Origin of the sequence: Albidovulum salinarum, assembly GCF_025673475.1 — a bacterium.
Taxonomy (GTDB): domain Bacteria; phylum Pseudomonadota; class Alphaproteobacteria; order Rhodobacterales; family Rhodobacteraceae; genus Albidovulum; species Albidovulum salinarum.
On sequence record NZ_JAOVQO010000004.1, the window covers coordinates 151350 to 177394 of the forward strand.

Consider the following 26045-nt stretch of genomic DNA (forward strand, 5'->3'; position numbering starts at 1 on the left):
GGGACCGCGGCGCCCGATTTCATGGGGTTTCGGCGAAGATCCGCTCCCCGGGCGCGCCGCTCCGGCCCTACCGTGCCAGCGCCCGCGGCCGGGGCCCGCCGCTCGCCCAGTCCAGAAGCTCCACCGTATGGACGACCGGCACGCCAGTCCCGGCACCGATCTGCATCATGCAGCCGATATTGCCGGCCGCGATCACGTCCGGCGCCCGGGCCTCCAGCGTCGCGACCTTGCGCCGCTTGAGTTCCGCCGAAATCTCCGGCTGGAGCAGGTTGTAGGTCCCCGCCGAGCCGCAGCAGAGATGCGCGTCGGCCGGCTCGACGACCTCGAACCCCGCCGCCTTGAGGAGCGCCTTGGGCGCCCCCCGCACCTGCTGGCCATGCTGCAGCGAGCAGGCCGCGTGATAGGCGACTCTCAAGGGCTCGGGCGCCGTGCCGGCGAACCCGATCCGCTCCAGAATCTCGCTCACATCGCAAGCAAGACCCGCGATCTCCGCCGCCTCCTCCGCGAGCGGGTCGGTGCGGAACATGTGCCCGTAATCCTTCACCGTCGTGCCGCAGCCCGACGTGTTGATCACCACCGCGTCGAGCCCGCCCGCGCGCTTCTCCGCCATCCAGGCGCGAACATTCGCCGCGGCCGAGGCGTGGCTCTCGCCGGTCTTGCCCATGTGATGGGTCAGCGCCCCGCAACAGCCCGCGCCCTTCGCCACCACCACCTCGCAACCGAGCCGCCTCAGAAGCCGGATCGTCGCGTCGTTGATATCGGTGTTGAGCGCCTTCTGCGCGCAGCCCGTCATCAGCGCGACCCGCATCCGCCGTTCCCCTGTCGCCGGGAAGACCTGCGGCGCGTCGTTGCGGCTCGCCGGCGGCACGCGCTCCGGCGCCATCGCCACCATCGCCCTCAGCCGCGCATCGGGCAACGAGGCGGCGACGGGCCGCGCCAGCCGGGCACCCGCCAGCGCCAGCCGGAACCGGCCCGGATGCGGGATCACCCGCGCCAGAAGCCAGCGCAGCGCCCGGTCGCGCCAGGGCCGGCGATAGGTCGCCTCGACATGCGCGCGGGCATGGTCGATCAGATGCATGTAATGCACGCCCGAGGGACAGGTCGTCATGCAGGCAAGGCACGACAGGCAACGGTCGATGTGCTTGACGGTCTTCTCGTCCGCCGGCCGCCCGGTCTCCAGCATCTCCTTGATCAGGTAGATCCGCCCGCGCGGGGAATCGAGCTCGTCGCCGAGGACCTGGTAGGTGGGGCAAGTCGCAGTACAAAAGCCGCAATGAACGCAAGCACGCAGGATCTCGTTGGCGCGCTTGAGCCCGGGATCCTTCAGCTGCTCTTCGGTGAAATGCGTCTGCATCGGTCAGCCCATCAGCCCCGGATTGAGAATGCCGCGCGGGTCGAACCGGGCGCGCAGCCCCGCCGAGATCGCGGCGAGTGCCGCCGGCTCCGGCGCGAAGGTCGCGATCCGCGCGCGGGTCGCCGCCGCGGCGCGGATCAGCGTCGCATGGCCCCGGATCGGGCCGAGCGCCGCGCGCAGGTCGCTCCCCTCCGGCACCAGCGCCCAGACGAGCCCGCCCCCCCAGTCGAGCATCCACGCACCGCCGATCCGCGCGACAAGGCCCGGCGCGTCCGAGGGCCGGACCGAGATCCGCCAGACGTCGCCCGCCTTGCCGTGGAACGGCGCCACCTCCCTGACCCGGCACCAGAGCGCCGCGACCCGCTCGGCGTCCGCCTCGACCGCGACCGGCCCATGCGCCCCGAGCGCCGCGGCAAGCCGCTCCGCGCGGTAGGCGACCGAGGCGGCAAAGCCCTCGATCCTCACCAGCGCGCCCTCGCCCGGCAGGTACGCCGCGCCGGTCACGTCAAAGGGCGTGCCGAGCGCCGCAGAGAGAACCCGCACGGCCGCGTCCGCACCCTCGACCCCGATGACGACCGTCGCCGCCGCCTCCGGCGCCGGCAGCACCTTGAACGCCGCCTCGGTCAACACGCCGAGAGTGCCCCAGCTCCCCGCCATCAGCTTCACGAGGTCATAGCCGGTGACGTTCTTCATCACCCGCCCGCCGTTCTTCACCACCGCGCCGGTCCCGTCGACGAACCGCACCCCCAAAAGCGCATCGCGGCAAGCCCCCGCCTGCACCCGCCGCGGCCCCGAGACATTCGCGGCCACCATGCCGCCCAACGTCGGTTCCCCGGCGGTCCCGAGAAGCCCGCGCCAGTCCGCCGGCTCGAAGGCCAGCCGCTGCCCTTCGGCCGCAAGCGCCGCCTCGAGCGCGGCCAAGGGCGTGCCCGCCTTCGCGACGACCGTCAGCGCCCCCGGCTCGTAAAGCGTGATCCCGGCCAGACCCGAGACGTCGAGCGCCGCGCCCGCGCCCGTCGAGCCGACGGGCCGCGTGCCGCCACCCCGCACGGTGAGCGGCGCGCACGCACCCCGAACCGCCTCTGCCAGCTCCTCTTCGGATGAAACCCTCACGCTGCTGCCTTCACCTTCTCGAAAATATCCTCCGGGGGTCCGGGGGTGGAAAACCCCCGGCGCCGCCGCCTCACCCCGCCCGCCGCCCGGCGCTTAGGTGCAGCGGGAACACCTTGGCGGGATTGAGCAGCCAGCGCGGATCGAACACGTCCTTGACCCGCATCTGCGCCTCCATGTCCGCCGCCGAATACTGCACCTCCATCAGGTCCCGCTTCTCGATCCCGACGCCGTGTTCGCCGGTCAGGCAGCCGCCGACCTCGACGCAGAGCTTCAGGATCTCCGCCCCGAGCGCCTCGCAGGTCTCCAGGTCCCCCGGCTTGTTGGCATCATAGAGGATCAGCGGATGCATGTTGCCGTCGCCGGCATGGAAGACGTTCGCCACATCGAGCCCGAAGTCGCGGCTCATCTCGCCGATCCGCTTCAGCACCTTTGGCAGGGCCGAGACCGGGATCGTCCCGTCGAGGCACATGTAGTCGTTGATCTGCCCTACGGCGCCGAAGGCCGACTTGCGGCCGAGCCAGATCTTCTGCGCCTCCTCCGCCGACCGGCTCTCGCGGAACTCGACCGGATCGTGCCGCGCCGCGATCTGGCGGATCAGGCCGAGTTGCTCGTCGATCTCGGCCTCCGCGCCCTCCACCTCGACGATCAGGAGCGCCTCGCAATCCGGATAGCCGGCATGGGCGAAGGCCTCGCAGGCGCGGATGCAGGGCCGGTCCATGAACTCGATCGCGACCGGCAGCACGCCCGCCTTGATGATGTCGGCGACACAGGCGCCCGCGACCTCGTTCGAGCCGAAGGCGATCAGCACCGGCCGCGCCCCCTCGGGCTTTGGCAGGATCCGCAACACCGCCTCGGTGACGACGCCGAGCTGCCCCTCCGAGCCGCAGACCACCCCGAGAAGGTCATAGCCTCCGGCATCGAGATGCGCGCCGCCGATCTCGACCACGTCGCCCTCCATCGTCACCAGCGTGACGCCCATCAGGTTGTTCGTCGTCACCCCGTATTTCAGGCAATGCGCCCCGCCCGAGTTCATCGCGATATTGCCGGCGATTGCACAGGCGAGCTGCGAGGAGGGATCGGGCGCATAGAAGAAGCCCTCCTCCTCCACGGCGCCGGTGACCGAAAGGTTCGTGCGCCCCGCCTCGACCCGGATGAAGCGGTCGTCGTAATCCACGTCGAGCACCCGGTTCATCCGCGCCACCCCGAGGATCACGCTGTCCGTCGTCGGCAGCGCGCCGCCAGCGAGCGAGGTTCCCGCCCCCCTCGGCACCACCGGCACCCGCTCCTCGTGACAGACCTTGAGCACCGCCGCGACCTCGGCGGTCGAGCCTGGCAACACGACGGCGAGCGGCGCGCAGCGATAGGCGGCAAGCGCATCGCATTCATAGGCGCGGGTCTCGGCAGGGTCGTCGATCACCGCCCCGTCCGCCATCGCCGCGCGAAGCCGCGCGACGATCTCTGCCTTGCGGGCAAGGACGGAACGGTCGGCGACGGGTAGATCCATGGCACACCTCAAAACTGGTAAGAAATTATAACCAGTTTTCGTGAAACGCAATCGAATCCTTGTCGCGCAGCTCTCCTTTCGGGCAGAAACCGGGCACCCGCACATCAATGTGATCCCGGCTCCGGTCCCGCCGTGGCACTCTGCCGCCATGTTCCGCCCGTGTCTCGTCCTCCTCGCCCTGGCAGCCGGTCCGGCCTGCGCCGACCCACCGCAAGTCACCGGCGCGCGTGCGGAACGCCACGGCGGCACCCTTACCTTCACCGTCACGCTGACCCATCCCGATTCCGGCTGGGACCATTATGCCAGCGGCTGGGAGGTGCTCGCGCCCGACGGCGGCCGGCTCGGCTACCGCGAGCTCACACATCCCCATGTCGAGGAGCAGCCCTTCACCCGGAGCCTCTCCGGCGTGGCGGTCCCCGATGGCCTCGACCACGTGCTGATTCGCCCGCGCTGCACCCTCGACGGCTGGGTCGCGACACCAGTCAGGCTCGATCTTGCCGATTAAATTGCTTCGAGAAACGATCCGGCCAATTTCCGCCGCATTTCCGGGCCACGCTTACGCTGCGTCAAGTTGACCGGACTTTAGCGTATCAAGAATCGTTTGGGTTGTGTTACCCTCCGCTCGTGCCGTCACCTTGCGCACCACAGCGCAACCAAAACCAATAATCGGGAGGATGTCATGAGCCAGGCGAAGCGCCGCGACGAGATAGATTTGATCGTGGACGATATTCTGGCCAAGCCTGAGCGTGCCGAAGAGCTGAAGCGCCTGCTGCGCGACCGTCTCGGAGCGCCGGCCAATTTCCGGCAGAGCCGGCTGCGGGTCGTGGTCTCGAACGACGATCCGGACAGCCTGTGGGACAACATGCCGGTCTGACCGCGTTGCCATCGCGGCGATCGAAACCCCACTCTCATGAAAACGCCCTGACGCGCCCTTTCGGGCGCGTCAGCGTTGGCCCTCGCGAAGCCAGGCGAGCACGCTGAGACCCAGCGCGATCAGGAGGAACGCCCAGGCCGGAAGCAGCGGCGCGATGCGGATATCGGTGGTCCGGTAGGCATCGCGCGGGGTAATGCCGACCCAGCCGCGCCCGATCGCCGGACGCCCCGCGCGCACCGTGCGGACATCCGGAAGCCCGTCCTCGATCCGCAGGAACCCGCCCTGGCTCGCCTCCGCCACCGGACCGAGCGGCGCCTCGGAGGCGATCGTCTCCTCGAACTCGCGCGGCGCCGCCGGACCGAGGGCCACCACCCGGTTCAACTCGCCGTCAGTCAAGCGATAGAGCCCGATCTCGGGCGCCGCGAATTCGGCCTCGTAGCGCCCCGGTGCCGCTTCGGTCAGTTGCAACACTGTCTCGGTGCCGTCCGGCGCGGTCACGGTGACTTCGCGCGCGCCTTCGCTCAAGGTACGCCGGGTGATTGTCAGTTTTTGGCCTTCCGCGGTGGCGACCAGCGCCTCCTCCTCGAGTTCGGGCTCCTTCATCATCCAATGCGCCAGTCGGCGCAGCAGCTCGAGCTGCGGCCCGCCGCCCTCGAACCCGCGCCCCCAGAGCCAGGCCTGATCGGAGCCGAGAAGCGCCACCCGCCCCTCGGCGACCCGGTTGAGCACCAGGAGCGGCCGGCCGCCGGGCGCCTCCATCACCACCTGCCCGGCAGGATCGGCAAGCTCGAGATAGCGCATCCAGCGCCCCCAACTGGGCGCCCCGACCGTCCCGGCCGCCCCGCCCTCAGGCGCGAAAGCCTCGAGCCCCTCAGCCACCGGATGGCGCTGACCGAGATCGGAGACGCGCGGCGTGAAGCCGCCCTCGATCACCCGCGCCGTCGGCCTTGCGGGCAGGATGTCGCCAAGGCCCGAGTGATAGAGGCTCTCGGCCGAGGCGAAATCCGGACCGGCCGCGACCAGCACTGCTCCGCCGGCAAGCACGTAGTCGCGGATATTGTCGAGATAGGCCGAGGGCAGGATGCCCCTCAGCCGGTAGCGGTCGAAGATGATCAGGTCGAACTCGGTGATCTTCTCGACAAAAAGCTCGCGCGTCGGGAAGGCGATCAGCGACAACTCCGAGACCGGCACGCCGTCCTGCTTGTCGGGCGGGCGCAGGATGGTGAAATGCACCAGATCCACCGCGCTGTCGGATTTCAGTAGGTTGCGCCAGGTCCGCTCGCCCGCATAGGGCTCGCCCGAGACCAGAAGCACCCTGAGCCGGTCGCGCACCCCGTTGATCTGCACCACGGCCATGTTGTTGCGATCGGTGAGTTCGCCTTCGGCGATTTCAACCCATAGTTGCACCACGTTCTGCCCGCCGTGATCGAGCACCAGCGGCAGGTCGATATCCTCTCCCACCGGCACCGGATAGGTCTCCGGCGGCGCGCCGTCGATCGCAACCGAGAGCATGACCGGCCGCCCGCCAAGCCCCGCCGGCATCCGACCCTGCTCCTCGACGCGGATCGTGAGCTGCACCGGCTCGCCGATAATCCCGAAGACCGGGGCGGTCTTGATCATCAAGCGGCGGTCCCAGTCGCTTTCGTGCCCGGTCAGGAGCACGTTCATCGGCGCGGGCATGTCGGGCGCAAGCTCCAGATCATGCACCTGACCGTCGGTGACGAGGATCGCACCCGCAACGCGCGCCCGCGGCTCCTCGGCCAGGGCCTGGGCGAGCGCGGTCATCGCGAGCGTGCCGGCATCCTCGGCGCCGTCGCCCAGAACAACCTTGCGCAGTTCGGTGTTCGGCAAGGCCGCGATTTCGGCCTCGACCCGCGCCACCGCCGCTTCGGTCTGCTTGGCGCGGTCGGCGATCTTCTGGCTCGCGCTCTCGTCAACGACGAGAATGACGATGTCGCTGAGGCTGCGCCGTTCCTCGGTCTGCAGCGAGGGCCCGGCGATTGCCGCCAAAAGTGCCGCGGCGGCGAGGCCGCGCAGCCACCAGCCAGACAAACCGCGCCAGAGTGCTATTGCCACGAAGGCCAGCGCCAGACCGCAGGCGGCCCAGATCAGCGGCCAGGGCAGGAACGGATCGAAGACGACATGCCCGGTCATTGCCCCAGCCTTTCCAACAGCGTCGGCACATGAACCTGGTCGGATTTGTAGTTGCCGGTCAGCACATACATGATCAGGTTGACGCCGAAGCGATACGCGATCTCGCGCTGGCGCTCGCCGCCGAGGCCGCGCCCCACCCGGAACATCGGCCGGCCGCTGTCATCGACCGCCCAGGCCGAGGCCCAGTCGTTGCCGCCGATCACCACCGGGGTCACGCCGTCGTTGAGGTTGCGGAACGGCATCCCCTCGGCGCGCTCGGCATCCGGCGGCGCCGCCTCGACCCAGACCGCGCGGCCGGCATGGCGGCCAGGGAAATCCTGCAGGAGGTAGAAGCTGCGGGTCAGCACATGGTCGCTCGGCAAGGGTTCCAGCGGCGGGATGTCGAGGGGCGCCGCCAGCGCCTGCAGCCGCCGCCCCTCGGGCGTCGCCGCGCCGAAGCCCGCGACATCGCCGTCGCGGGTGTCGAAGAGGATCATGCCGCCGGACCTCAGATAGCGGTTGAGCCGGGCATAGGCCGCGGGCGACGGCGCCTTCTGGTCGGCGGTGACAGGCCAGTAGAGAAAGGTGTAGACCGCCAGATCGTCGCCTTCGACATCGACGCCGCGCGGCTCCACCGGCTCGACCGAGGTGCGGGCGAAGAGGATCTCCGACAGACCCCAAAGCCCCGCCTCGGCGACCCGGTCGGTCTCGGCGTCGCCGGTCAGGACATGGGCGAGGACGACATTGCCGGCGGCGCGGACGAGCTGTTCCTCGGCCGCGTTCTGGGCGCGGGTCTCGCCCGGCAGCCCGGCGGCGAGGATCGCGAGCAGGAGCGCGGCGATACCCGACCGCGGTCCCCGGAGCCGCCCCGAGAGCGCGAGCGCCGCGATCATGTCCAGCAGCAGGAGGAGGAGTGCTGCCCCGAGGAACCAGCCCTTCAGGAGCGTTTCGCGCGCGACAGCCAGCCCCTCGACGGTGACATCGTTGGACCATTCCGCCGCCGCCAGCACCCGGTCGGGCGCGACCGCGTTCACCGCGAGCCGCCTGTCGCCCGAGGCATAGAGCCCCGGCTGCAGCTCCGGCCCGATCCGCGGCTCGGCCAGCGCCTCGCCGGGGATGCCCGGCAGGTCCTCGGCCTCGCCCAGCGCGCCATAGGCGTCGAGCACCTTCTCCGCGACCCAGGTCGTGCCCGCGAGATCCGCCTCTTCCGGCCGCGCCGGCCGGCTCGACACCGCGAGCCGTTCGAGCATCTGCACGAAGAGCCCCGACAAGGGCAGGCTCGACCATTCGGCGTTGGCCGCGACATGGAAGAGCACCACCTGCCCCTCGCCGATCGTCCGGCGGGTGACGAGCGGCGTGCCATCGGCAAGCGTCGCCACCGTGGCCGCCGCGAGGTCCGGCCCCGGCTGGGCGAGGACCTGCGCGCTCACCGCGACATCGGCGGGCGGCACCAGCCCGGCGAAGGGCGACCCATCCGCGAAGGCCGCGAGCGCCTTCGGCTCGCCCCAGCTCATCGTTCCGCCGACCGCCCGGCCGCCAAGCCGGAGCCGCACCGGCAGCAGCGGGTCGAGCGCGTCCCGGCCGACGTCGGAATTGGCAAGGCGCGGCCCGGCGAAGCGGACGAGCAGCCCGCCCTCCTCGATCCATTCCGACAGCGCGTCGCTCTCGGCCACCTTGGCGACATCGGCGAGGATGATCACGTCGGGGCTGGCAAGCAGCACGTCGCCGACGGTCCCCTCAACGAGATCGGCGGTCGGCACCAGCGCCTGGCGCAGGTAATGGTCGGGCGAGAGCAGCTCCAGACCCTCGCGCCCCGCGCCGCCGACCACGAGCCCGACCTTGCGCCGCTTCAGCGCGTCGTCGGTCAGCGCCACCGCGCCCGCCGTCGCCTCGCCCGAGACTTCGAAGCGGGTGATGCGGTTTCTCAGTTCCGGCGGCAGGTCGAACGCCGCCTCGGCCATGCCGTCGCCGTCGGCGAACGTGGCTTCTGCCCGCGCCAGCTCGCGCTCGATCCCGGCGGGGTCGAGCCCGCGCGCGACGATCTCGGCTGCGGCCGGGCCGGCATGGCGCGCCCTGAGCGCGGTGACCGAGACCTTGCCCTCGGCATAGCCCGCGCCGGAGAGCGCCATCACGTCCCGCGCGCTCTCGACCGCCGTGACCTTGCCCTTCGCCGCGAGTGCCGCGGCAAGCCCCGCCCGCCCCTCCCGCGCGAGCCCGTCCGACAGCCAGAGCGTATCGAAGCCGCCCTCCGGCAGTGCTGCAGCCAGATCGGCCAGCGCCCCGGCCTCCGGCTCCCACGGCTTCGGCTCCAGCGCCGGCAGGCTCGCGGCGACCGCGTCGGCGGCGGCGAAGACCGGGCCGCCCGCCGGCGGATCGGCGAGGGAGACGAGCGCCACCGGCCGCCCGGCGCGCCCGGCTTCCGAGAGCGCCGCCGCAATCCGGCCCGCGCGCCGCGTCCAGTCGCGCGCATCGGCCCAGCCGCCATCGACGACGACGAGAAGCGGCCCGCCCCCGGCGACCTTTTCCTGCGGATTGAGCACCGGTCCGGCAAAACCCGCGATGACGAGCGCCGCCGCGAGCATCCGCAGGAGAAGCAGCCACCACGGCGTGCGATCGGCTTCCTGCTCCTCATCCTTCAGCCCCAGCAGCAGCGCGACACCCGGAAACCGCCGCCGGATCGGCGCCGGAGGGATCGCGCGCAGGAGAAGCCAGAGCACCGGCAAGAGCACGAGCCCCCAGAGGAGCCAGGGAATCGTGAAGCCGACGGGACCGAGGATCAGCATCAGTGATCCTTCCTGAGCGCCGCGTAGATCCAGAGCAGCGCCCCTTGCGCGGGTTCGCCGGTGTGATGGGTGGTGTAGAGCCAGCCCGCCTTCTGCGCGTAGCCGGCAAGCCGCGCCTTGCGCTCGGCGAGCCGCTCCTGGTAGCGCGCGCGCAGGTCGCCGGCCTTGCGGGTCTCATGGGTCAGCGTGCCGCCCATGCTTTCAAAGATCGTGCGACCGTCGAAGGGGAACGCCTCCTCGACCGGGTCGAGCACCTGCATCAGAACGCCCGTCACCCCCTTGTCGGCGGCGAGCGCCAGCGCCTTCTCGACCGCCTCGGGCTCTCCCATGAAATCCGAGAGGAAGACCGCGCGCGAGCCGGCGAGGATCGCCCGCGCCTCGGGCGCGCCGAAATCGGCCTCTCCGGCGGCCCGTGTGAAGGCTTGCGCAAGGCGCAGAAGCTGCACCTCGCCCGAGCGCGGCGGCGCGATCGGATCGGCGAGCCCGACGCGCTCGCCCGCGCGGATCAGGAGCACCGCGAGAGCCAGCGCCAGAAGTCGCGCCCGGTCGGCCTTGGCCTGCCGCTTCGGATCGCCGGTGAATTCCATCGAGCGGGCATCGTCGACCCAGAGATGCACCGACTGCGCCGCCTGCCATTCCTTCTCGCGCACGAATTGCGCATCGGCCTTGCCCGAGCGGCGCCAGTCGATCAGCCGCGCCTCGTCGCCGGCATGGGCGGGGCGGTACTGCCAGAACTCGTCGCCCATGCCGGAAAGCCGCCGCCCGTGCTCGCCCAGCTGCACCGTCGCCGCCAGGTGGCGGGCATCCGCCATCAGGGGCGGCAGCGCCGAGGCGAGCGCCTCCGCCCTGCGCCTCAGGCCCGCCGGACGGGCGGAATGGGGCGCGGCCTCGGTCATGCCGCCTCGGCCCGCGTCACGTCACGCGCCACGCTCTCGATGATCTCGGCAAGGCTCTCGCCCCGCGCCCGCGCCGCGAACGAGAGCGCCATCCGGTGGCTGAGGACCGGCCGCGCCAGCGCCAGCACGTCCTCGGCCGAGGGCGCGAGCCGCCCCTGCAGCAGCGCCCGTGCCCGGACCGTCAGCATTAGCGCCTGCGCCGCACGCGGCCCAGGCCCCCAGCTCACGCTGTCGGTGACCGCCCGGCCGGCCTCGGCCTCGCCCGGCCGGCAGGCCCGCACCAGGTCGAGGATCAGCTCCACCACCTTCTCGCCGACCGGCATCCGCCTGACGGTGGTCTGCGCCGCGACGAGATCGGCGGCGGTGAAGACCTGCGGCGACTCGGCACTCTCCACCCCAGTCGTCGCCAGGAGGATGTCGCGCTCGGTGCCGCGGTCGGGATAGTCGACGTCGATCTGCACGAGGAACCGGTCGAGCTGCGCCTCGGGCAAGGGATAGGTCCCCTCCTGCTCGATCGGATTCTGGGTGGCGAGCACATGGAACGGCGCGGGAAGCCGGCGGTGCTGGCCGGCGATCGTCACCTCGCGCTCCTGCATCGCCTGCAAGAGCGCCGACTGGGTGCGGGGCGAGGCGCGGTTGATCTCGTCGGCCATCAGGAGCTGGCAGAAGACCGGCCCTTCGATGAAGCGGAACGAGCGCGTGCCGTCGGCGGCCGTCTCCAGCACCTCCGAGCCGAGGATGTCGGCCGGCATCAGGTCCGGCGTGAACTGTACCCGCCCCGATTTCAGCCCCATCACCGTGCCGAGCGTGTCGACGAGCATGGTCTTGCCCATGCCGGGCAATCCGACCAGAAGCCCGTGCCCGCCGCACAGCAGGGCCGCGAGCGACAGCTCGACCACCCGTTCCTGCCCGATGAAGCGCCGCCCCACCGCCTGCCGCGCCTCGGCGATCTTTTCGCCCAAGGCCTCGATCCCGGCGAGAAGCTCGGTGGTATCGGCCATGACAAGCCCTCCTCCTTCGTTATAGTTGTGAGCATAAAGGCAGAATTCCAACCCGGCACCAATGGCAAAAACAGACCCCGAACAATTGATCGTGAAACCCTCGGCGGAAAACCTCGCGGCCGCGGCCAAGGCCGCCGGCAAGAAGGGGCCGCCCCCCGTCCATCTCTGGAACCCGCCCTTCTGCGGCGATCTCGACATGGAGATCCGCCGCGACGGCACCTGGTTCTACCTCGGCACGCCGATCGGCCGGCACGGGCTGGTGAAGCTCTTCTCCTCGATCATCCGCAAGGACGGCGACGACTATTTCCTCGTGACCCCGGTGGAGAAGGTCGGCATCCGCGTCGTCGACGCCCCCTTCGTCGCGGTGGACGCCAATGCGGCCGGGGCCGGCCGCGACCAGGCGATCACCTTCCTTACCAATGTCGAGGACGAGGTGACCGCTGGCCCCGACCACCCGATCCGCGTCGCCCGCGACCCCGAGACCGGCGAGCCCTCGCCCTACATCCTCGTCCGCGCCAATCTCGAGGCGCTGATCGACCGCAAGACCTTCTACCGGCTGATCGAGCTCGGCGCCCACGAGGAGCACGAGGGGCAAAGCTGGTTCGGCCTCTGGTCCGGCGGCACGTTCTTCCCGGCGATCCCCTCGGCGGAGCTCGCCTGAGTGCCGAAATTCTGCGCCAACCTCTCGTGGCTCTTTCCCGAACTCCCCCTCATGGACCGCTTCAAGGCGGCGAAGGAGGCCGGGTTCGATGCGGTCGAGGTGCTCTTCCCCTATGACTGCGCCGCGCAGGAGATGCGCGACCAGCTGGTCTGGAACAGCCTCACCTTCGTCCTGATGAACTACCCGCCGCCCAACGCCACCGGCGGGCCGCAGGGCTTCGCCGCGGTCCCGGGCCTCGAGGACCGCTTCCGCCGCGACTTCGACCGCGCTTTACGCTTCGCTCATGTGCTGAAACCGCGCCATATCCACATCATGGCCGGCGTGGCGGACGGTCCCGAGGCCGAGGCGACCTTCACGGAAAACCTCCGCTGGGCCGCCGCCCGCGCCCCCGGCCAGAGCCTGACGATCGAGCCGATCAACCGCCACGACAAACCGGGCTACTTCCTTCACGACTACGACACGGCAGCCCGCGTCCTCGACGCGGTCGCCGCGCCGAACCTCGCGCTCCAGTTCGACGCCTATCACGCCCACCGCATCACCGGCGACGTGCCGGGAGCCTGGGCCGCCCACGGCCACCGCGCGGCCCATGTCCAGGTCGCGGGCTTCCCCGGCCGCCACGAACCGCAAGGCGGCGAGATCGACTATCCCGCCTTCTTCGCCCGCCTCGACGCGGAGGGCTACGCCGGCTGGGTCAGCGCCGAATACGCGCCCGCCGCCGCCACCGCGGAGGGACTCGGCTGGCTGCGCTGATGCGCTTTTATCTTGCCGGAAACACCCCGGGGGAGTCGCCGCGCCAGCGGCGACGGGGCAGCGCCCCCTAGCGCCGCTCCGACCTGCGCCGCGGCTGCCGGCCCGCCAGAACCCCGGATTCGAGAATGATCTCCGAGACCTGGTGCTCGCGCCGGTAGGCCATCACATGCACCCCCGCGACGCCCTTGATCTCGCGGATCTGCTGGATGAGCTCGATGCAGATCTTCTTGCCCTCCGCTCCCGGCTTCTCGGCCTTCTCCATCCGCTCGATGAGCGCATCGGGCACATGGATCCCCGGCACGTTCGAGCGCATCCACCGCGCCGCCTTGGCCGAGGCCAAGGGCCCGACACCCGCGAGGATGTAGACCTTCTTGTCGAGCCCCATGTCGCGCACCCGCGCCATGAACTTCTCGAAGAGCGGAATGTCATAGATGTAGTTGGTCTGGATGAACTCCGCCCCTGCCTCGACCTTCTTTGCGAGCCGCTCGGGCCGCCAGTCATGCGGCGGGATGCAGGGGTTTTCGGCGGCGCCTAAAAACATCTGCGGCGGCCGGGTGATCTTGCGGCCCGAGAGAAACATGCCCTGGTCGCGCATCGTCCGGATGGTCCTGAGCAGCGTCAGCGAATCGAAGTCGAAGACCGGCTTCGCGCCCGGCTGGTCACCCACCCCCACCCCGTCTCCGGTGAGGCACAGGACGTTCGACACCCCCATCGCCGCCGCGCCGAGCACGTCGCCTTGGATCGCGATCCGGTTCCGGTCGCGGCAGGAGATCTGGTAGACGGTCGAATACCCCGCCCGCGTCAGAAGCGCCGATATCCCGATCGACGACATGTGGCAGTTCGCGCCCGACGCGTCCGTCGCATTGATCGCGTCCGCCACCTCGCCAAGGGGCTGCGCGGCCTCGAACACGTCCGACGGATCGGCGCTGTCGGGAGGGTTCAACTCCGCCGTCACCGCAAAACGGCCCGCCCTCAGCACCCGCTCCAGCCGCGAATGCGAGACATGGCCCTCGGGCGGCGGGGCATAGACCGGCACCTCGTCGGAATAGTCGCCCGTGCTCATTTCTTCAGCACCTCCCGGTTGACCGCGCTCGCCGGCTCCTCGGCCAGGGGCGCCACGGCGGGTTCGATCGCGCGCGCTTCGGGGAAGGCCTCGGCGACCGCGGTGCGCGCCGCCTCGCGCGCCTCGCGCAGCTTCGCCGCCTTCTCGCGGCTGACCCTCAGCCAGGACGAGGAGCCCTTGAGGCTGCGGTCGACCGGCGGCAGCACCTCGCGGATCTTCTGGCCGCCCTTCATCCGGGTCGAGCCGTCCCAGGCCGCCGCCCAGACGCATTTCATCCAGGGCTTCACCTCGCAGTAGTTGCCCGGCCGCACACCGCCGCAGGGACCGTTCCGCAGCTCCTTGGGGCAGTTCATCGGGCAGGACATGCCGGTGGAGGACAAGGCACACTGGCCGCACATCTTGCAGTCGAAGAGAACCGACTTCACCCCCTGCTCCAGCAGCGCGATCGGCCGCTCCACCCGGTTGTAGCCGATCTTGGCGAAGACCGGGTCGAGTGCCACCATCACCCCCTCGACACGCTGGTAGATCCACTCGAAGACGCCGGAATGACGGATCGCGAAAAGTCGAATGCGGTACATGGGTTGGTCCTGCTCGCCGCGCCGCCCTGAGCATGGCGGCTCGGCTTCAGGATCGGCGGGCGCCGCAGCGAATGCAAGCCAAATCCGAGACTTCCGCCATTTCAGCGGTAGCGTGGCGCCCGCCCCGCCATGGCCGCCATCACCGCCTCGATCTGGTTCGCGCCGCCGAGGATGTCCGCCTGCAACCGCGCCTCGAGCGCCAGCCCCTCGCCCAGCGGCAAGACCCAGCCCGCCTCGACCAGCCGCTTCGCGGCGGTGAGCGCATCGGGCGAGCGCAGCGCAAGCTCCGCCGCCATCTCCCGCGCCGCCGCGACCGGATCGGCCGCGAGCCGCGTCACGAGCCCGAGCGCCAGCGCCTCTTCGGCGCCGACGACGCGGGCCGACATGATCAGGTCCTTGGCCTGATCGGCGCGCATCAGCCGCGGCAGGAACTGGCTGATCCCCATGTCGGGGATGAGCCCCCATTTCGCCTCCATCACCGATAGCCGCGCATCCGGCGCCGCGATCCGGAAATCGGCGGCAAGGGCGAGTTGCAGCCCGGCGCCATAGGCCACGCCCTCGACCGCCGCGATCACAGGCACCGGCAGCGCCGCCCAGGCGGTGCAGGGCTTCTGGAACCGGTTCGCGGCTTCGCCCTCGGGCGGCGTTAGGATCTCGCGCTTCAACCCCTCGATATCGGCCGCGAAACCCTGCAGCACCGAGAGGTCGAGCCCCGAGGAGAAACACCCGCCCGCTCCGCGCAGGATCACCGCGCGCAGGCCCTTCTCGCGCGACAGCCCGTCGGCCGCCCCGGCGAGCGCGTCGAACATCTCCATCGTCCAGGCGTTCTTCCGCTCGGGCCGGTTCAGGCAGACCTCGGCCACGCCGTCCTCGCCCAGGGTCACGCGCACCACGTCGCCCATCGCCGCCTCCTCTTGCAGGTCGCTGCATCATCTCTGGCGTCGTCCTCCGGGAAAACCCCGTCAGTGCGGCCGTGACGCGAGGTCACGAATTCGCGACCCGCAAAGCTCCTGACAGAAGGCTGTCAGGAGGGCTGTGCGACAACGCCCGCGTCAACCCCGCATGAAAGGAGTTCCCCATGCAGTCTCAACCCGTTGTCGTCTGGAGCGAAATCCCGGTTTCCGATATGAAGAGGGCGGTGGCGTTCTACAACGCGACCTTCGACTGGCAGATGACAATCGACGAAAGCGGCCCGAACCCGATGGCGATCCTCGGCGGCAACATGGAGACGATCGGCGGCCACCTCTATCCCGGCAAGCCGGCGAGCGCGGGCAGCGGCCCGACCGTGCATATCTCGGTTTCGGACAAGCTCGAGGACGCCGCCGACCGCTGCCGCAAGGCCGGTGGCACCGTGCTCGGCGATCCGATCGCGATCCCGGCCGGCCGCTTCGTCTACGCGACCGATCCCGACGGCAACTCGATCGGGCTCTTCGAACCGAAGGCGGGCTGATGCGAAGGGCCGACCGCCTCTTCCAGATCGTCCAGTATCTCAGGGGCGGTCGGCTCCTCACCGCGAAGATGCTCGCCGAACGGCTCGAGGTCAGCGAGCGCACGATCTACCGCGACATCGCCGACCTCGTCGGCTCCGGCGTGCCGATCGACGGCGAGGCCGGGATCGGTTACCTGATGCGTGCAGGCTACGACCTGCCGCCGCTGATGTTTTCGAAGGCTGAGATCAGCGCACTGGTCGCCGGCGCCCGCATGGTCCGGAGCTTCGGCGGCGCGGCGATGGCGCTCGCCGCCGAGGAGGCGCTGGCCAAGATCGAGGCGGTGCTGCCGCCCGATCTCAGGGACCGCCCCGCCGGGGTCGCGGTCCATGCCCATGACGCGGGGGCGCTGTCTGACGCCGACCGCACGATGGTCGACCGGCTCGATGCCGCGACCGATGCCCGGCTGACGCTCACGCTCGACTACCGCGACGCCGGTGGCGCGACGACGCAGCGCAGGGTGCGGCCGCTCGGTCTCTGGTTCTGGGGCAAGGTCTGGACGCTCATCGCCTGGTGCGAGTTGCGCAAGGATTTCCGCATGTTTCGCATCGACCGGATCGCATCGGCCGAGCCTGCCGGCCCCTTCCGCCCCGAACGCGACAAGAGCCTCGCGGCCTTCCTCCAGCAAGAAGTCTCCCGCACGGACTGCGCGCGGGACTAGCGCCACTTCGGGTCGATCACCTCGTAGCCGAGCATCTCGGCCAGCCGGCCCACCGTGGCGGCCGCGACATCCGCCGCCCCCTTCGGCAGCCGGGCATCATAGCCGCCAGCGCGCCCGAGCACCCGCCCCGCCAGCGCGAACTTCATCGGATGGCGCGGCAGACCGAGCCGGTCGAGCGCGATCTTGCCCGCGGCATCCCATTCGAAGATCGAGAAGAAGAAACCGAGCGTTTCGCGGATCGCGCCCGGCGCGGGATCGGTCACCGTGGCGTGCTGCTCCATCACCATCGGTCCAGAGCCGGTGTTCATCGGATGGACGTGGCGGATCCGCTCCGGCAGGACCGCGGTCTCTCCCGCCTTCACGGTCCCGGCCTTGCCGTCCAGCCGGTAGGTGCCCTCGCCGGACAGAAGCTTGAACTCCTCGTGCCAGCCAACGTGGAAATGCTCCGCGAAATCCGGCGCGCGCGATGGTTCCGCCATCGTGTAGCGCAGGACGAAATGGGTGTCGCTCATGTCGAGCAGTTCGAACTCGGTCCCCGACCGTGGATTCGTGACCCTCGCTCCGACCTCCAGCATGTCTAAGCCCCCCGACCTGGACATCAGGCCCGGAGTCTACAGCATCGGGGCGCCAACACCCAAGCCAATCGGACCGCCGGGGCGCGGACCGGCGTTCGGGGTGTCGCGGCTCGGGGGCCGACCGAACTTGCGGCTGTAGTCGCGGCTGAAATGGGTCGGGCTTTCGTAGCCGACGGCGAAAGCTACCGCCGATACCGGTTGCCGCCCATCGGCGAGCAGGCCACGCGCCTCGATCAGGCGCAGGTCCTTCTGGTATTGCAGCGGCGTCGTGCCGGTCACCGACTTGAAGTGGTCGTGAAACGAGGACGGGCTCATGCCCGCCGTTCTTGCCAGCTCGGAAACCGCGAGCGGGGCGCGGAAGTCGGCCCTGATCCGCAGGATCGCCCGGGCGATGCGGCTGGCATGGCTGTCGATGGACAGGAGGTTGCGCAGCATTCCCCCGATCGGCGACATGAGCAGCCGGTAGTGGACCTCTCGCAGGACCGCCGGCCCCAGCACCCGGGCATCGAGCGGCCGGTCCATCATCGCGAGGTAGCGGCCCAGGGGGTCGATCCATGCCGGATCGGCCGGCGCGGCCGACAGCGACCTTGCCCTGTCTGCCGGCGGCAGCGCCTCGCCAACCCGTTCGTAAAGGCTGCGCACCAGCGCGAGATCGAGCGACAGGATCAGCGCGAGATAGGGTTCGGTCGCACTGGCCTTGGTGATCCTCGAGACGACCGGCACGTCGTGGCTCACCAGCAAGGCATCGCCCGCCTGCAACCGTGCGCCCTGATCCCCGACGAACGTTTCCTTGGCGCCCTGAAGAATCAGGCAAATCACCGGCTGGTAGATCACCGCCTCGAAACTGCTGACGGTTTCCTTGCGGAGTATGAATAGGCCGGGCAGACCTTCCGATTTCCCACTGTATTTGGCTGCGTATCGCTCGCTCAAGGCGATCAGATGGTCGAAGTTCATGCACGCACCCTCCGTCCTTGCATTACCAGACTCCATCGCGACATGCACCGATTTCCCCGGAACTTCGGAGGAACAGGCAGGTCAAACGGAGGATGTGGCAGGCACGGACACCCCCATGCCACTAGAGTCACGGCCAGCAAACAGCCGACGGAGACAGACATGAGCGCCCTGCACAAAACCTTTCCCCTGAACGCCGGCACCGATATCCCCGCCGTTGGTTTCGGCACCTACCTGATCTCGAACGAGGACGCGGCCGCGGCCGTTCGCAACGCCATCATCGCCGGCTACCGCCATATCGACACCGCCGCCGGCTACCGGAACGAAGAGGGCGTCGGCGCCGGTCTGCGCGCCGGTCTGGAGGCGACCGGCCTGTCGCGCGACGACATCTTCGTGACGACGAAGCTCTGGCCCGGCAACCCGGCCTGGGGCGACGCGCCCAAGACCGAGGCGCAAACCCTGGCTGAAGCCGAAGCGAGCCTCGCGCGGCTCGGGCTCGACCATGTCGACCTCTACCTGATCCATGTACCTTTTGGTGGCTCGGAACGGATCGGGCAGTGGCGGGCACTTCTGGAGCTGAAGCGGACCGGCAAGGCCCGCAGCATCGGCGTGAGCAACTTCAACCAGGCGCATCTGGAAGAGATCAAGGCCGCCGGGCTGCCGATGCCCGAAGCCAACCAGATCGAGTTGCACCCCTGGTCGCAAAAGCCCGATCTGCTCGCCTACATGAAGGCGAACGGCATCGCGCCGATCGCCTACAGCAGCCTCGTCCCGCTGTCGACATGGCGCTCCGAACCCGGGCAGGACAGCAACAAGAGCGACGCGATGAAGGATGACGGCCATGCCTTTGCCGGGATGGCGGCGAAGTACGGCGTGACCGAGGCGCAGGTCCTGCTGCGCTGGGGCGTGCAGAACGGGTATGCCGTGCTGCCGAAGAGCCTCAACCCCGAGCGGATGCGGCAGAACATCGACCTCGCGGGCTTCTCCATCGACGAAGCCGACATGGCGCTGATCCGAACGATGAACCGCGGCGAAGGCGTCGCCTGGGCAAGCGGCGACCCAAGCCTGGCCGATTGAGCCTTTCGACTGGCAAGGCGGCGCGGCACGCGCCGAAAGCGCCGCTCAGTGCGCCTCGGCCCAGTTCGCGCCCTGCCCGGCATCGACCACGAGCGGCACGTCGAGATGGGCGGCGGGATGCGCCGCCCCCTCCATGACCCCGCGCGCGGTCTTGACGAGCTTGTCCACCGCGCCCTCCTCGACCTCGAAGAGCAGTTCGTCATGGACCTGCAGCAGCATCGTCGCGGGCAGGCCCGCGATCGCCCCCGGCATGCGGATCATCGCGCGGCGGATCACGTCGGCCGCAGCGCCCTGGATCGGCGCGTTGATCGCGGCGCGCCGGGCAAAGCCCGCCGTCGGGCCCTTGGCGTTGATTTCGGGCGTGTGGATCTTGCGGCCGAAAAGGGTCTGGACATACCCGTGCTCCTTCGCGAAGGCCACGGTCGCGTCCATGTAGGTCTTGATCCCCGGGAACCGCTCGAAATAGCGGTCGATGAAGCCCTGCGCCTCGGCGCGCGGGATCCGCAGGTTGCGGGCGAGGCCGAAGCCGGAAATCCCGTAGATCACGCCGAAATTGATCGCCTTGGCCCGGCGCCGCACCATCGGGTCCATGCCCTCGACCGGCACGCCGAACATCTCGGAGGCTGTCATCGCATGGATGTCCACGCCCTCGCGGAACGCGGTCTTCAGCTCGGGAATATCGGCGACATGGGCGAGGATCCTGAGCTCGATCTGGCTGTAGTCGAGCGAGACGAGCCGCATCCCCGGTCCGGCAACGAAGGCCTCGCGGATGCGGCGGCCCTCCTCGGTCCGGACGGGGATGTTCTGCAGGTTCGGATCGGTCGAAGCGAGCCGCCCGGTATTGGCGCCGGCGATGACGTAAGAGGTGTGGACGCGGCCCGTCTCGGGGTTCACATGGCCCTGAAGCGCGTCGGTATAGGTCGACTTGAGCTTCGACAGCTGGCGCCAGTCGAGTACGCGGCCCGGCAGGTCGTGACCCTCGGCGGCGAGGTCCTCGAGGACATCGGCACCCGTCGCATAGGCCCCGGTCTTGCCCTTCTGCCCGCCCGGAAGCGCCATCTTGTCGAAGAGGATCTCGCCAAGCTGCTTGGGGCTGCCGACGTTGAAGGGCTCGCCCGCGAGTTCCTGGATCTCGGCCTCGAGCCCGGCCATCTTCTGGGCGAAGGCGTTCGACATGCGATTGAGCGTCGCCGCATCGACGCGGATGCCCGCCATCTCCATCTCGGCCAGCACCGGCACCAGCGGGCGCTCCAGCGTCTCGTAGACCGTCGTCACCCGTGCCCGGTGCAGGTTGGGCTTGAACGCCTGCCAGAGCCGAAGCGTGACATCGGCATCCTCGGCGGCGTATTTCACCGCCTCGTCGATCGGCACCCGGTCGAAGGTGATCGCCGACTTGCCGCTGCCGAGGAGCGACTTGATCTCGATCGGCGCATGGCCGAGATAGCGCTCGGAAAGCCCGTCCATGCCGTGGTTGTGCAGCCCCGAATGCATCGCGTAGGACATGAGCATCGTGTCGTCGATCGGGGCCACCCGCACCCCGTGACGGGCGAAGATCTTCCAGTCGTATTTCATGTTCTGGCCGATCTTGAGGATCGCATCATCCTCCAGCACCGGTTTCAGAAGCCCGAGCGCCTCGTCGAGCGCCATCTGCCCCTCGGCCAGCTCGTTCGAGCCGAAGAGATCGCCGCCGCCCTGCCGGTGGCCGAGCGGGATGTAGCAGGCCTCGCCCGGCACGACCGAGAGCGAGATGCCGACAAGCTCCGCCCGCATCTCGTCGAGGCTGGTGGTTTCGGTATCGACGGCGACATAACCGCGGTCGCGGATCGCCGCGATCCAGCGCACGAGCGCCTTGGCGTCGCGGACGCATTCATATTTGCCGGTATCGAAGGGAACCGCCTCGGCGACCGCCTGCGGCGGCGCCTCGGCGGCTTCGTGCGTGACTGGCACCGCCGGCGTCTCGGGGATCGCCGGGGCTTCGACCTTCAGCGCCTCGGCGACCCGCTTCGTCAGGGTGCGAAACTCCATCTGCGCGAGGAAGTCCATCAGCGGCTCCGCCTCGGGCGCCTTCACCTCGAGCTCGTCGAGCCCCCATTCGACCGGCGTATGCACGTCGAGCGTCACCAGCCGCTTGGAGATGCGGATGAGTTCGGCATTGTCGATCAGCGCCTGGCGTCGCTTCGGCTGCTTGATCTCTTCGGCGCGCGCCAGAAGCGTCTCCAGATCGCCGTATTCGTTGATGAGAAGTGCGGCGGTCTTCACCCCGATCCCCGGTGCGCCGGGTACGTTGTCGACCGAATCCCCGGCCAGCGCTTGCACGTCGACCACGCGGTCGGGCTTGACGCCGAACTTCTCCTCGACCTCCTCGACGCCGATCCGGCGGTTCTTCATCGCGTCGAACATCTCGACGCCGCCGCCGACGAGCTGCATCAGGTCCTTGTCCGACGAGATGATCGTCACCTCGCCACCCGCCTCGGTCGCCTGCCGGGCGAGGGTCGCGATGATGTCGTCGGCCTCGTAGTTCTCAAGCTCGAGGCAGGCAACGTTGAAGGCCCGCGTCGCCTCGCGCGTAAGCGGGAACTGCGGGCGCAGGTCCTCGGGCAGGTCCGGCCGGTTGGCCTTGTACTTATCGTAGATGTCGTCGCGGAAGGTCTTGGAGGAATAGTCGAAGACGCAGGCGATGTGGGTCGGGCCGTCCTTACCGCTGTTCTGGGTGAGAAGCGACCAGAGCATGTTGCAAAATCCCGCCACCGCGCCGATCGGCAGCCCGTCGGACTTGCGCGTCAGGGGCGGCAGCGCGTGATAGGCGCGGAAGATGAAGGCCGAGCCGTCGATCAGATGCAGATGGCAGCCCTTGCCGAATGTCATGTCGCCCCCCGTCCTGCGCGTGACCGACTATTCGCATGATCCGCGCGCGAGCGCCACCCGCGGCCAACGGTCGTCAGATGTTCCCCGGCCGGGTGCCCGCCGCCGTCACCGCAGGCCGCGACGTATGACGAGCTTCAGCCCGGACCAGACCTCGTCCACGGCGCAGACCTTCACATCGACGAGGCCGAGGGGCAGCGCGACCTCGCGCACCGTATCCTCGGTGATCTCGGAGGGGCGTTTCGAGGCTTTCTTGGGCCAGCTCACCCATATCATGCCGTCCGGGGCGATCGTCCGGCGCGCCTCGGAAAGGCGACGGTCGAGTTCGGCGCAGGAGGTTGTGAAAAGATGCAGGAAGTCGAGCCCATGTGGCAGGGCGGCATCGGGTTCCGGCTCCTGCGGCCGGATTGCGAGGCCAAGCGTTTGGGCATAGGGCCAGGGCGGGTTCAGGACCGCCATCGCCATGCCGGGGCGAAGTCCGAGCTTCTTTGCGAGCGGCGTGCCGGAATAGCCCGCCATTCTACTCGCTGAGCTTGGCATGGACCTCGTCGAGGTCGACCTCGCCCTTCGGCATCTTGTTCGCCGGGTTCTCGAAATCGTAGCGGAAGAGCTCGAAGTCGCGCTTGTAGATCTCGTAGACGAGATGCATCGAGAGGTCGTCGAAATAGGCTTCGACCGGATGGGCGCGCTTCGGGCCGTGGCCCTCGCTCTCGTTGAAGCGCGGGATCGCGGCGAGGTCGACCGGAACCGGGGTCTCGATGGCGTCGAGCACCTTTTGCATGCCGTCGTTGAAGGTCTCGGTGAAGATGATCGAATTATAGCGCCCGCCGTTGGCGATCAGCGTCGCGACATGGCCCGACATCGCGGACCAGTGGATGTCGGGGTCCATCGGCCGCTTCCAGCGGATCGTGTCGCGCGCGAACAGGAGGAAGCGGCGGAACGACTTGACCTGGTCGAAATCGAAGCCGGTGTCGGGACTGCCGACCTCGATGCCATACTTCTGGGTGAGGAGCGGTACGAGATTGCCGCGGTAACGCTTGCCGTTCCTCTGGATGCCGCAGATCTTGTCGAAGAAGGACGACAGGATCCGCGTGTAGGGATTGCGCACGCAGGTGAAGGTGTAGCTGCGATGGGCCTTCACATTGGCCTCGATCAAGGGCTGGCTCGGCTCCTGCGCCCATTTGTGCATGCCCGAGGTCGAGTCGTGGATGTCGCCGTCGAAGAAACGCCCGTGATCGGAGTAGAACATGATCTGGCCGATCGTGGAGCAGGCGCATTTCGGCACCACGCGATAGACCACGCTCTCGCTCTCAGTCATCCAGGTGCCGGGAAAACCCATGAAATCGCCTCCAAAATCGGGCCGCCTCGTAACCCGCGCTCGAATTGCTGCATAAAGAGCAAAGAAACACTGTCTTTTCAACGGCCGTTGAGGGTAATTAGCCCGGTAAACAGCCAAGCAGCGGCTTCCAGGTTTCACCAATGGCAAGAATCGCCTTCATCCTGCTGTGCCATAAGGACCCCGAGGGGATCATCGCGCAGGCCCGGCGGCTTACCGCGACCGGCGACTGCATGGCGATCCACTTCGACGCGCGCGCCAATCCGGCCGACTACGCGCGGATCCGCGCCGAACTGGCCGGCAATCCCAATGTCACATTCGCGCGGCGCAGGGTCCGGTGCGGCTGGGGCGCCTGGAGCCTCGTGCAGGGCACGCTGAACGCGACCCGCGCGGCGCTCGACGCGTTTCCCGACGCAACGCATTTTCTCCTCCTGTCGGGCGACTGCATAGCGATCAAGTCGGCCGAATATGTACATGCCTTCCTCGATGCGGAGGATGTCGACTATGTCGAGAGCTTCGATTTCTTCGGCTCCGACTGGATCAAGACCGGGATCAGGGAAGAACGTCTCGTCTATCGCCACCCGTTCAACGAACGCAGCCACAAGCGGCTGTTCTATGCCTCGCTGAACCTGCAACGGCGGCTCGGTCTCAGGCGGGCGCCTCCCGCTGACCTGCAGATGATGATTGGCAGCCAGTGGTGGTGCCTCAGGCGCAACACCATCGAGGCGGTGTTCGACTTCGTGCAACAACGGCGCGACGTGATGCGGTTCTTCCGCACGACCTGGATCCCCGACGAGACCTTCTTCCAGACGCTGGTGCGCCACCTCGTGCCAGAGCGCGAGATCCGCTCGCGCACGCTCACCTTCAAGCTGTTCACCGACTACGGGATGCCGGTGACGCTCTACAACGACCACTACGACCTTCTCCTCGGTCAGGACTTCCTCTTCGCCCGCAAGATCAGCCCCGATGCGCATGAACTTAAGGTGCGGCTCGGCGACCTCTATGCCGCGCGGGGCGTGCAGTTCCGGATCTCGAACGAAGGGGAGCGGCTCTACGCCTTCCTCGCAGGGCGTGGCCGCTCGGGGCGGCGTTTCGCCCGGAGGTTCTGGGAAACCGAGGCGAGCATCGGCAGCGAGCGCGAACTGATGATCGTGGTGTGCAAGAAATGGCATGTCGCCAAGCGGCTCGCCCGGCGCGCCGGGCAGGTCGCACAGGTGCCGGTGATCGAATACCTGTTCAACGAGGAAGGGACGTCGCTGCCCGATCTCGGCGGCATCGAGACAACGCTGGAAAAGCGCGCCCGCCACCACCGGGCGCTGATGCGGATGCTTTACGGGTACCACCGGACCGACCGGCTCATCATCTGCCTCGATCCGTCGAGCTTCGAGCTGATGCAGGATTTCTGCTCCGACCGGGCCACCGTGCGGATCCTCGAAGTCGACTGCCGCTATTCGGATGACTATCTCGTCGGCCACGCCCGCCGGGTCGGCCTTGCGGGCGAGCACACCGGCTCGGAGGCGCTCAGCCGGCTCCTGCCGACGATCCGCCACGACCTGCGCTACGAGAGCGACCGCATCCGCGATGCCGGATTTTCCCGGTTCCACCGGATACTCGAGGGCCGGTCGGTCGAGGAAAACACCGTGCCTTTGGCGGCGTTTCTCGATATTTCGGAAGGTGCCGCGCGCGAGATCGCGGCAACCGAGCACATGTTCGCCGATTGAGGAAGCCATGGCCTACGTTTACGACGACACCAATGTTTTCGCCCGCATCCTGCGTGGCGAGATCCCCAACAAGACCGTGCTTGAGACAGAGCATACGCTCGCGTTCCACGACATCGGCCCGCAGGCGCCGGTCCATGTGCTGGTGATCCCGAAGGGCAGATACGTCACCTTCGACCACTTCGCCGCCGAGGCCTCGGCCGAGGAGATCGCCGACTTCATGCGCACCGCCGCCGCGGTCTGCGAAACGCTCGGCATCCGCCCCGGCGAGGGTGGGCAGGGCTACCGGACGATCTCGAATGCCGGAACGCATGGCGTGCAGGAAGTGCCGCACTACCACATGCATATCCTCGGCGGCCGGGTGCTCGGGTCGATGCTGAAGCGGGTGGATTGACAGACGGCGCGCGCTTGTCCATCCCCCCACAATCGCTATCATGCCGCAAACTTTCGTGACGGAGCCCAGATAATGCCCATCCCCGCCCCTGAGACCGAGGTCGTGTCCTCCTGGAAAGTGGCCTGCGACGGCGGCGAGGGCGCGCTCGGCCATCCGCGCGTCTGGCTGTCGATCCCGCATGAGGCCGGTTTCGTAGAGTGCGGCTATTGCGACAAGAAATACGTCATCGACCGCGACCACGCCCACGACGATCACTGACGGCACCAGCCAACCC

At 68.7% G+C, this 26045-nt stretch carries 25 protein-coding genes; 10 read left to right on the plus strand and 15 right to left on the minus strand.

The annotated features are described in order from the left end of the window. Positions 1-67 precede the first annotated feature (67 nt). The 3 genes from glcF to OEZ60_RS05610 form a co-directional block, all read right to left on the minus strand. Positions 68-1354 carry a glycolate oxidase subunit GlcF gene (gene glcF / locus OEZ60_RS05600; protein WP_263334036.1) on the minus strand — a complete coding sequence of 429 codons (1287 nt, stop codon included), beginning with the start codon at positions 1352-1354 and terminating at the stop codon, positions 68-70. A 3-nt stretch (positions 1355-1357) separates the two neighbouring features. Further along, entirely contained in the window at positions 1358-2467 is a 1110-nt protein-coding gene (locus tag OEZ60_RS05605; protein ID WP_263334038.1) for an FAD-binding protein, read from the minus strand. A gap of 70 nt (positions 2468-2537) precedes the next feature. Continuing rightward, positions 2538-3971, minus strand: a complete 1434-nt coding sequence (locus OEZ60_RS05610; RefSeq protein ID WP_263334040.1) for an FAD-linked oxidase C-terminal domain-containing protein — start codon at positions 3969-3971, stop codon at positions 2538-2540. Positions 3972-4119: 148 nt separating this feature from the next. On the opposite strand from OEZ60_RS05610, the gene OEZ60_RS05615 reads away from it, so the two are divergent. Then, positions 4120-4476: a hypothetical protein gene (locus OEZ60_RS05615; RefSeq protein WP_263334042.1), complete on the plus strand. Its 357-nt coding sequence runs from the start codon at positions 4120-4122 to the stop codon at positions 4474-4476. A 174-nt stretch (positions 4477-4650) separates the two neighbouring features. Further along, complete coding sequence (locus tag OEZ60_RS05620) at positions 4651-4845, plus strand: hypothetical protein (protein ID WP_263334044.1); 195 nt, start codon at positions 4651-4653, stop codon at positions 4843-4845. Positions 4846-4914: 69 nt separating this feature from the next. On the opposite strand, the gene OEZ60_RS05625 is transcribed toward OEZ60_RS05620, so the two are convergent. From OEZ60_RS05625 to OEZ60_RS05640, 4 genes are read right to left on the minus strand one after another with little or no spacing between them, the layout of a single operon-like run. Beyond that, positions 4915-6999: a hypothetical protein gene (locus tag OEZ60_RS05625; RefSeq protein ID WP_263334046.1), complete on the minus strand. Its 2085-nt coding sequence runs from the start codon at positions 6997-6999 to the stop codon at positions 4915-4917. Beyond that, positions 6996-9761 carry a DUF4159 domain-containing protein gene (locus OEZ60_RS05630; protein ID WP_263334048.1) on the minus strand — a complete coding sequence of 922 codons (2766 nt, stop codon included), beginning with the start codon at positions 9759-9761 and terminating at the stop codon, positions 6996-6998. Before OEZ60_RS05630 ends, OEZ60_RS05625 begins: the two co-directional genes overlap by 4 nt. After that, complete coding sequence (locus OEZ60_RS05635; RefSeq protein ID WP_263334049.1) at positions 9761-10657, minus strand: DUF58 domain-containing protein; 897 nt, start codon at positions 10655-10657, stop codon at positions 9761-9763. The genes OEZ60_RS05630 and OEZ60_RS05635 overlap by 1 nt, the downstream gene beginning before the upstream one ends. Next, complete coding sequence (locus OEZ60_RS05640) at positions 10654-11658, minus strand: AAA family ATPase (protein WP_263334051.1); 1005 nt, start codon at positions 11656-11658, stop codon at positions 10654-10656. The genes OEZ60_RS05635 and OEZ60_RS05640 overlap by 4 nt, the downstream gene beginning before the upstream one ends. A 61-nt stretch (positions 11659-11719) precedes the next feature. Here OEZ60_RS05640 and OEZ60_RS05645 point away from each other — a divergent pair, with 61 nt between their 5' ends. Both OEZ60_RS05645 and OEZ60_RS05650 read left to right on the plus strand, forming a co-directional pair. Then, complete coding sequence (locus OEZ60_RS05645) at positions 11720-12319, plus strand: DUF1285 domain-containing protein (RefSeq protein WP_263334053.1); 600 nt, start codon at positions 11720-11722, stop codon at positions 12317-12319. Then, the gene (locus OEZ60_RS05650; protein WP_263334055.1) at positions 12320-13069 is read left to right on the plus strand and encodes a hydroxypyruvate isomerase family protein; all 750 of its coding nucleotides are present in this window, start codon (positions 12320-12322) and stop codon (positions 13067-13069) included. Positions 13070-13136: 67 nt separating this feature from the next. On the opposite strand, the gene OEZ60_RS05655 is transcribed toward OEZ60_RS05650, so the two are convergent. The 3 genes from OEZ60_RS05655 to OEZ60_RS05665 form a co-directional block, all read right to left on the minus strand. Next, a complete protein-coding gene (locus OEZ60_RS05655) occupies positions 13137-14132 on the minus strand; it encodes a methylenetetrahydrofolate reductase (protein WP_263334057.1) in 996 nt (331 codons plus the stop codon). After that, positions 14129-14710: a methylenetetrahydrofolate reductase C-terminal domain-containing protein gene (locus tag OEZ60_RS05660; protein ID WP_263334059.1), complete on the minus strand. Its 582-nt coding sequence runs from the start codon at positions 14708-14710 to the stop codon at positions 14129-14131. The genes OEZ60_RS05655 and OEZ60_RS05660 overlap by 4 nt, the downstream gene beginning before the upstream one ends. 101 nt (positions 14711-14811) lie before the next feature. Then, positions 14812-15612, minus strand: coding sequence for a crotonase/enoyl-CoA hydratase family protein (locus OEZ60_RS05665; protein WP_263334061.1), 801 nt, complete (start codon positions 15610-15612; stop codon positions 14812-14814). 176 nt (positions 15613-15788) lie between these two features. Between OEZ60_RS05665 and OEZ60_RS05670 the strand changes: the two genes are divergently transcribed. Both OEZ60_RS05670 and OEZ60_RS05675 read left to right on the plus strand, forming a co-directional pair. Then, entirely contained in the window at positions 15789-16160 is a 372-nt protein-coding gene (locus tag OEZ60_RS05670) for a VOC family protein (protein ID WP_263334062.1), read from the plus strand. Then, positions 16160-16858 carry a helix-turn-helix transcriptional regulator gene (locus OEZ60_RS05675; protein ID WP_263334064.1) on the plus strand — a complete coding sequence of 233 codons (699 nt, stop codon included), beginning with the start codon at positions 16160-16162 and terminating at the stop codon, positions 16856-16858. Before OEZ60_RS05670 ends, OEZ60_RS05675 begins: the two co-directional genes overlap by 1 nt. Here OEZ60_RS05675 and OEZ60_RS05680 read toward each other — a convergent pair. Together OEZ60_RS05680 and OEZ60_RS05685 are read right to left on the minus strand one after the other, a co-directional pair. Further along, the gene (locus OEZ60_RS05680; protein WP_263334065.1) at positions 16855-17433 is read right to left on the minus strand and encodes a cupin domain-containing protein; all 579 of its coding nucleotides are present in this window, start codon (positions 17431-17433) and stop codon (positions 16855-16857) included. The genes OEZ60_RS05675 and OEZ60_RS05680 overlap by 4 nt on opposite strands. 36 nt (positions 17434-17469) lie before the next feature. Continuing rightward, positions 17470-18435: an AraC family transcriptional regulator gene (locus OEZ60_RS05685; RefSeq protein WP_263334067.1), complete on the minus strand. Its 966-nt coding sequence runs from the start codon at positions 18433-18435 to the stop codon at positions 17470-17472. A gap of 111 nt (positions 18436-18546) precedes the next feature. Between OEZ60_RS05685 and OEZ60_RS05690 the strand changes: the two genes are divergently transcribed. After that, entirely contained in the window at positions 18547-19461 is a 915-nt protein-coding gene (locus tag OEZ60_RS05690; RefSeq protein WP_263334069.1) for an aldo/keto reductase, read from the plus strand. A gap of 45 nt (positions 19462-19506) precedes the next feature. On the opposite strand, the gene polA is transcribed toward OEZ60_RS05690, so the two are convergent. The 3 genes from polA to OEZ60_RS05705 form a co-directional block, all read right to left on the minus strand. Further along, a complete protein-coding gene (polA, locus tag OEZ60_RS05695; protein ID WP_263334070.1) occupies positions 19507-22326 on the minus strand; it encodes a DNA polymerase I in 2820 nt (939 codons plus the stop codon). Positions 22327-22431: 105 nt separating this feature from the next. Continuing rightward, positions 22432-22842 carry a DUF3052 domain-containing protein gene (locus tag OEZ60_RS05700; protein WP_263334072.1) on the minus strand — a complete coding sequence of 137 codons (411 nt, stop codon included), beginning with the start codon at positions 22840-22842 and terminating at the stop codon, positions 22432-22434. 1 nt (position 22843) lies between these two features. Then, positions 22844-23662: a sulfotransferase family protein gene (locus OEZ60_RS05705; RefSeq protein ID WP_263334074.1), complete on the minus strand. Its 819-nt coding sequence runs from the start codon at positions 23660-23662 to the stop codon at positions 22844-22846. 140 nt (positions 23663-23802) lie between these two features. On the opposite strand from OEZ60_RS05705, the gene OEZ60_RS05710 reads away from it, so the two are divergent. From OEZ60_RS05710 to OEZ60_RS05720, 3 genes are all read left to right on the plus strand, one after another. After that, positions 23803-25380: a beta-1,6-N-acetylglucosaminyltransferase gene (locus OEZ60_RS05710; protein ID WP_263334076.1), complete on the plus strand. Its 1578-nt coding sequence runs from the start codon at positions 23803-23805 to the stop codon at positions 25378-25380. Between the two features lie 7 nt (positions 25381-25387). After that, positions 25388-25771 (plus strand): HIT domain-containing protein, encoded by a 384-nt coding sequence (locus OEZ60_RS05715; RefSeq protein ID WP_263334077.1) that lies wholly within the window; start codon positions 25388-25390, stop codon positions 25769-25771. Between the two features lie 72 nt (positions 25772-25843). Continuing rightward, positions 25844-26029 (plus strand): zinc-finger domain-containing protein, encoded by a 186-nt coding sequence (locus OEZ60_RS05720; RefSeq protein ID WP_263334079.1) that lies wholly within the window; start codon positions 25844-25846, stop codon positions 26027-26029. Positions 26030-26045 lie beyond the last annotated feature (16 nt).

Bases quoted from the DNA above. Each gene is read 5' to 3' on its own strand.
- glcF (WP_263334036.1), bottom strand. From the start codon at position 1,354: ATGCAGACGCATTTCACCGAAGAGCAGCTGAAGGATCCCGGGCTCAAG.
- OEZ60_RS05610 (WP_263334040.1), bottom strand. From the start codon at position 3,971: ATGGATCTACCCGTCGCCGACCGTTCCGTCCTTGCCCGCAAGGCAGAG.
- OEZ60_RS05615 (WP_263334042.1), top strand. From the start codon at position 4,120: ATGTTCCGCCCGTGTCTCGTCCTCCTCGCCCTGGCAGCCGGTCCGGCC.
- OEZ60_RS05620 (WP_263334044.1), top strand. From the start codon at position 4,651: ATGAGCCAGGCGAAGCGCCGCGACGAGATAGATTTGATCGTGGACGAT.
- OEZ60_RS05625 (WP_263334046.1), bottom strand. From the start codon at position 6,999: ATGACCGGGCATGTCGTCTTCGATCCGTTCCTGCCCTGGCCGCTGATC.
- OEZ60_RS05630 (WP_263334048.1), bottom strand. From the start codon at position 9,761: ATGCTGATCCTCGGTCCCGTCGGCTTCACGATTCCCTGGCTCCTCTGG.
- OEZ60_RS05635 (WP_263334049.1), bottom strand. From the start codon at position 10,657: ATGACCGAGGCCGCGCCCCATTCCGCCCGTCCGGCGGGCCTGAGGCGC.
- OEZ60_RS05640 (WP_263334051.1), bottom strand. From the start codon at position 11,658: ATGGCCGATACCACCGAGCTTCTCGCCGGGATCGAGGCCTTGGGCGAA.
- OEZ60_RS05645 (WP_263334053.1), top strand. From the start codon at position 11,720: ATGGCAAAAACAGACCCCGAACAATTGATCGTGAAACCCTCGGCGGAA.
- OEZ60_RS05655 (WP_263334057.1), bottom strand. From the start codon at position 14,132: ATGAGCACGGGCGACTATTCCGACGAGGTGCCGGTCTATGCCCCGCCG.
- OEZ60_RS05660 (WP_263334059.1), bottom strand. From the start codon at position 14,710: ATGTACCGCATTCGACTTTTCGCGATCCGTCATTCCGGCGTCTTCGAG.
- OEZ60_RS05665 (WP_263334061.1), bottom strand. From the start codon at position 15,612: ATGGGCGACGTGGTGCGCGTGACCCTGGGCGAGGACGGCGTGGCCGAG.
- OEZ60_RS05670 (WP_263334062.1), top strand. From the start codon at position 15,789: ATGCAGTCTCAACCCGTTGTCGTCTGGAGCGAAATCCCGGTTTCCGAT.
- OEZ60_RS05675 (WP_263334064.1), top strand. From the start codon at position 16,160: ATGCGAAGGGCCGACCGCCTCTTCCAGATCGTCCAGTATCTCAGGGGC.
- OEZ60_RS05680 (WP_263334065.1), bottom strand. From the start codon at position 17,433: ATGCTGGAGGTCGGAGCGAGGGTCACGAATCCACGGTCGGGGACCGAG.
- OEZ60_RS05690 (WP_263334069.1), top strand. From the start codon at position 18,547: ATGAGCGCCCTGCACAAAACCTTTCCCCTGAACGCCGGCACCGATATC.
- polA (WP_263334070.1), bottom strand. From the start codon at position 22,326: ATGACATTCGGCAAGGGCTGCCATCTGCATCTGATCGACGGCTCGGCC.
- OEZ60_RS05700 (WP_263334072.1), bottom strand. From the start codon at position 22,842: ATGGCGGGCTATTCCGGCACGCCGCTCGCAAAGAAGCTCGGACTTCGC.
- OEZ60_RS05705 (WP_263334074.1), bottom strand. From the start codon at position 23,662: ATGGGTTTTCCCGGCACCTGGATGACTGAGAGCGAGAGCGTGGTCTAT.
- OEZ60_RS05710 (WP_263334076.1), top strand. From the start codon at position 23,803: ATGGCAAGAATCGCCTTCATCCTGCTGTGCCATAAGGACCCCGAGGGG.
- OEZ60_RS05715 (WP_263334077.1), top strand. From the start codon at position 25,388: ATGGCCTACGTTTACGACGACACCAATGTTTTCGCCCGCATCCTGCGT.
- OEZ60_RS05720 (WP_263334079.1), top strand. From the start codon at position 25,844: ATGCCCATCCCCGCCCCTGAGACCGAGGTCGTGTCCTCCTGGAAAGTG.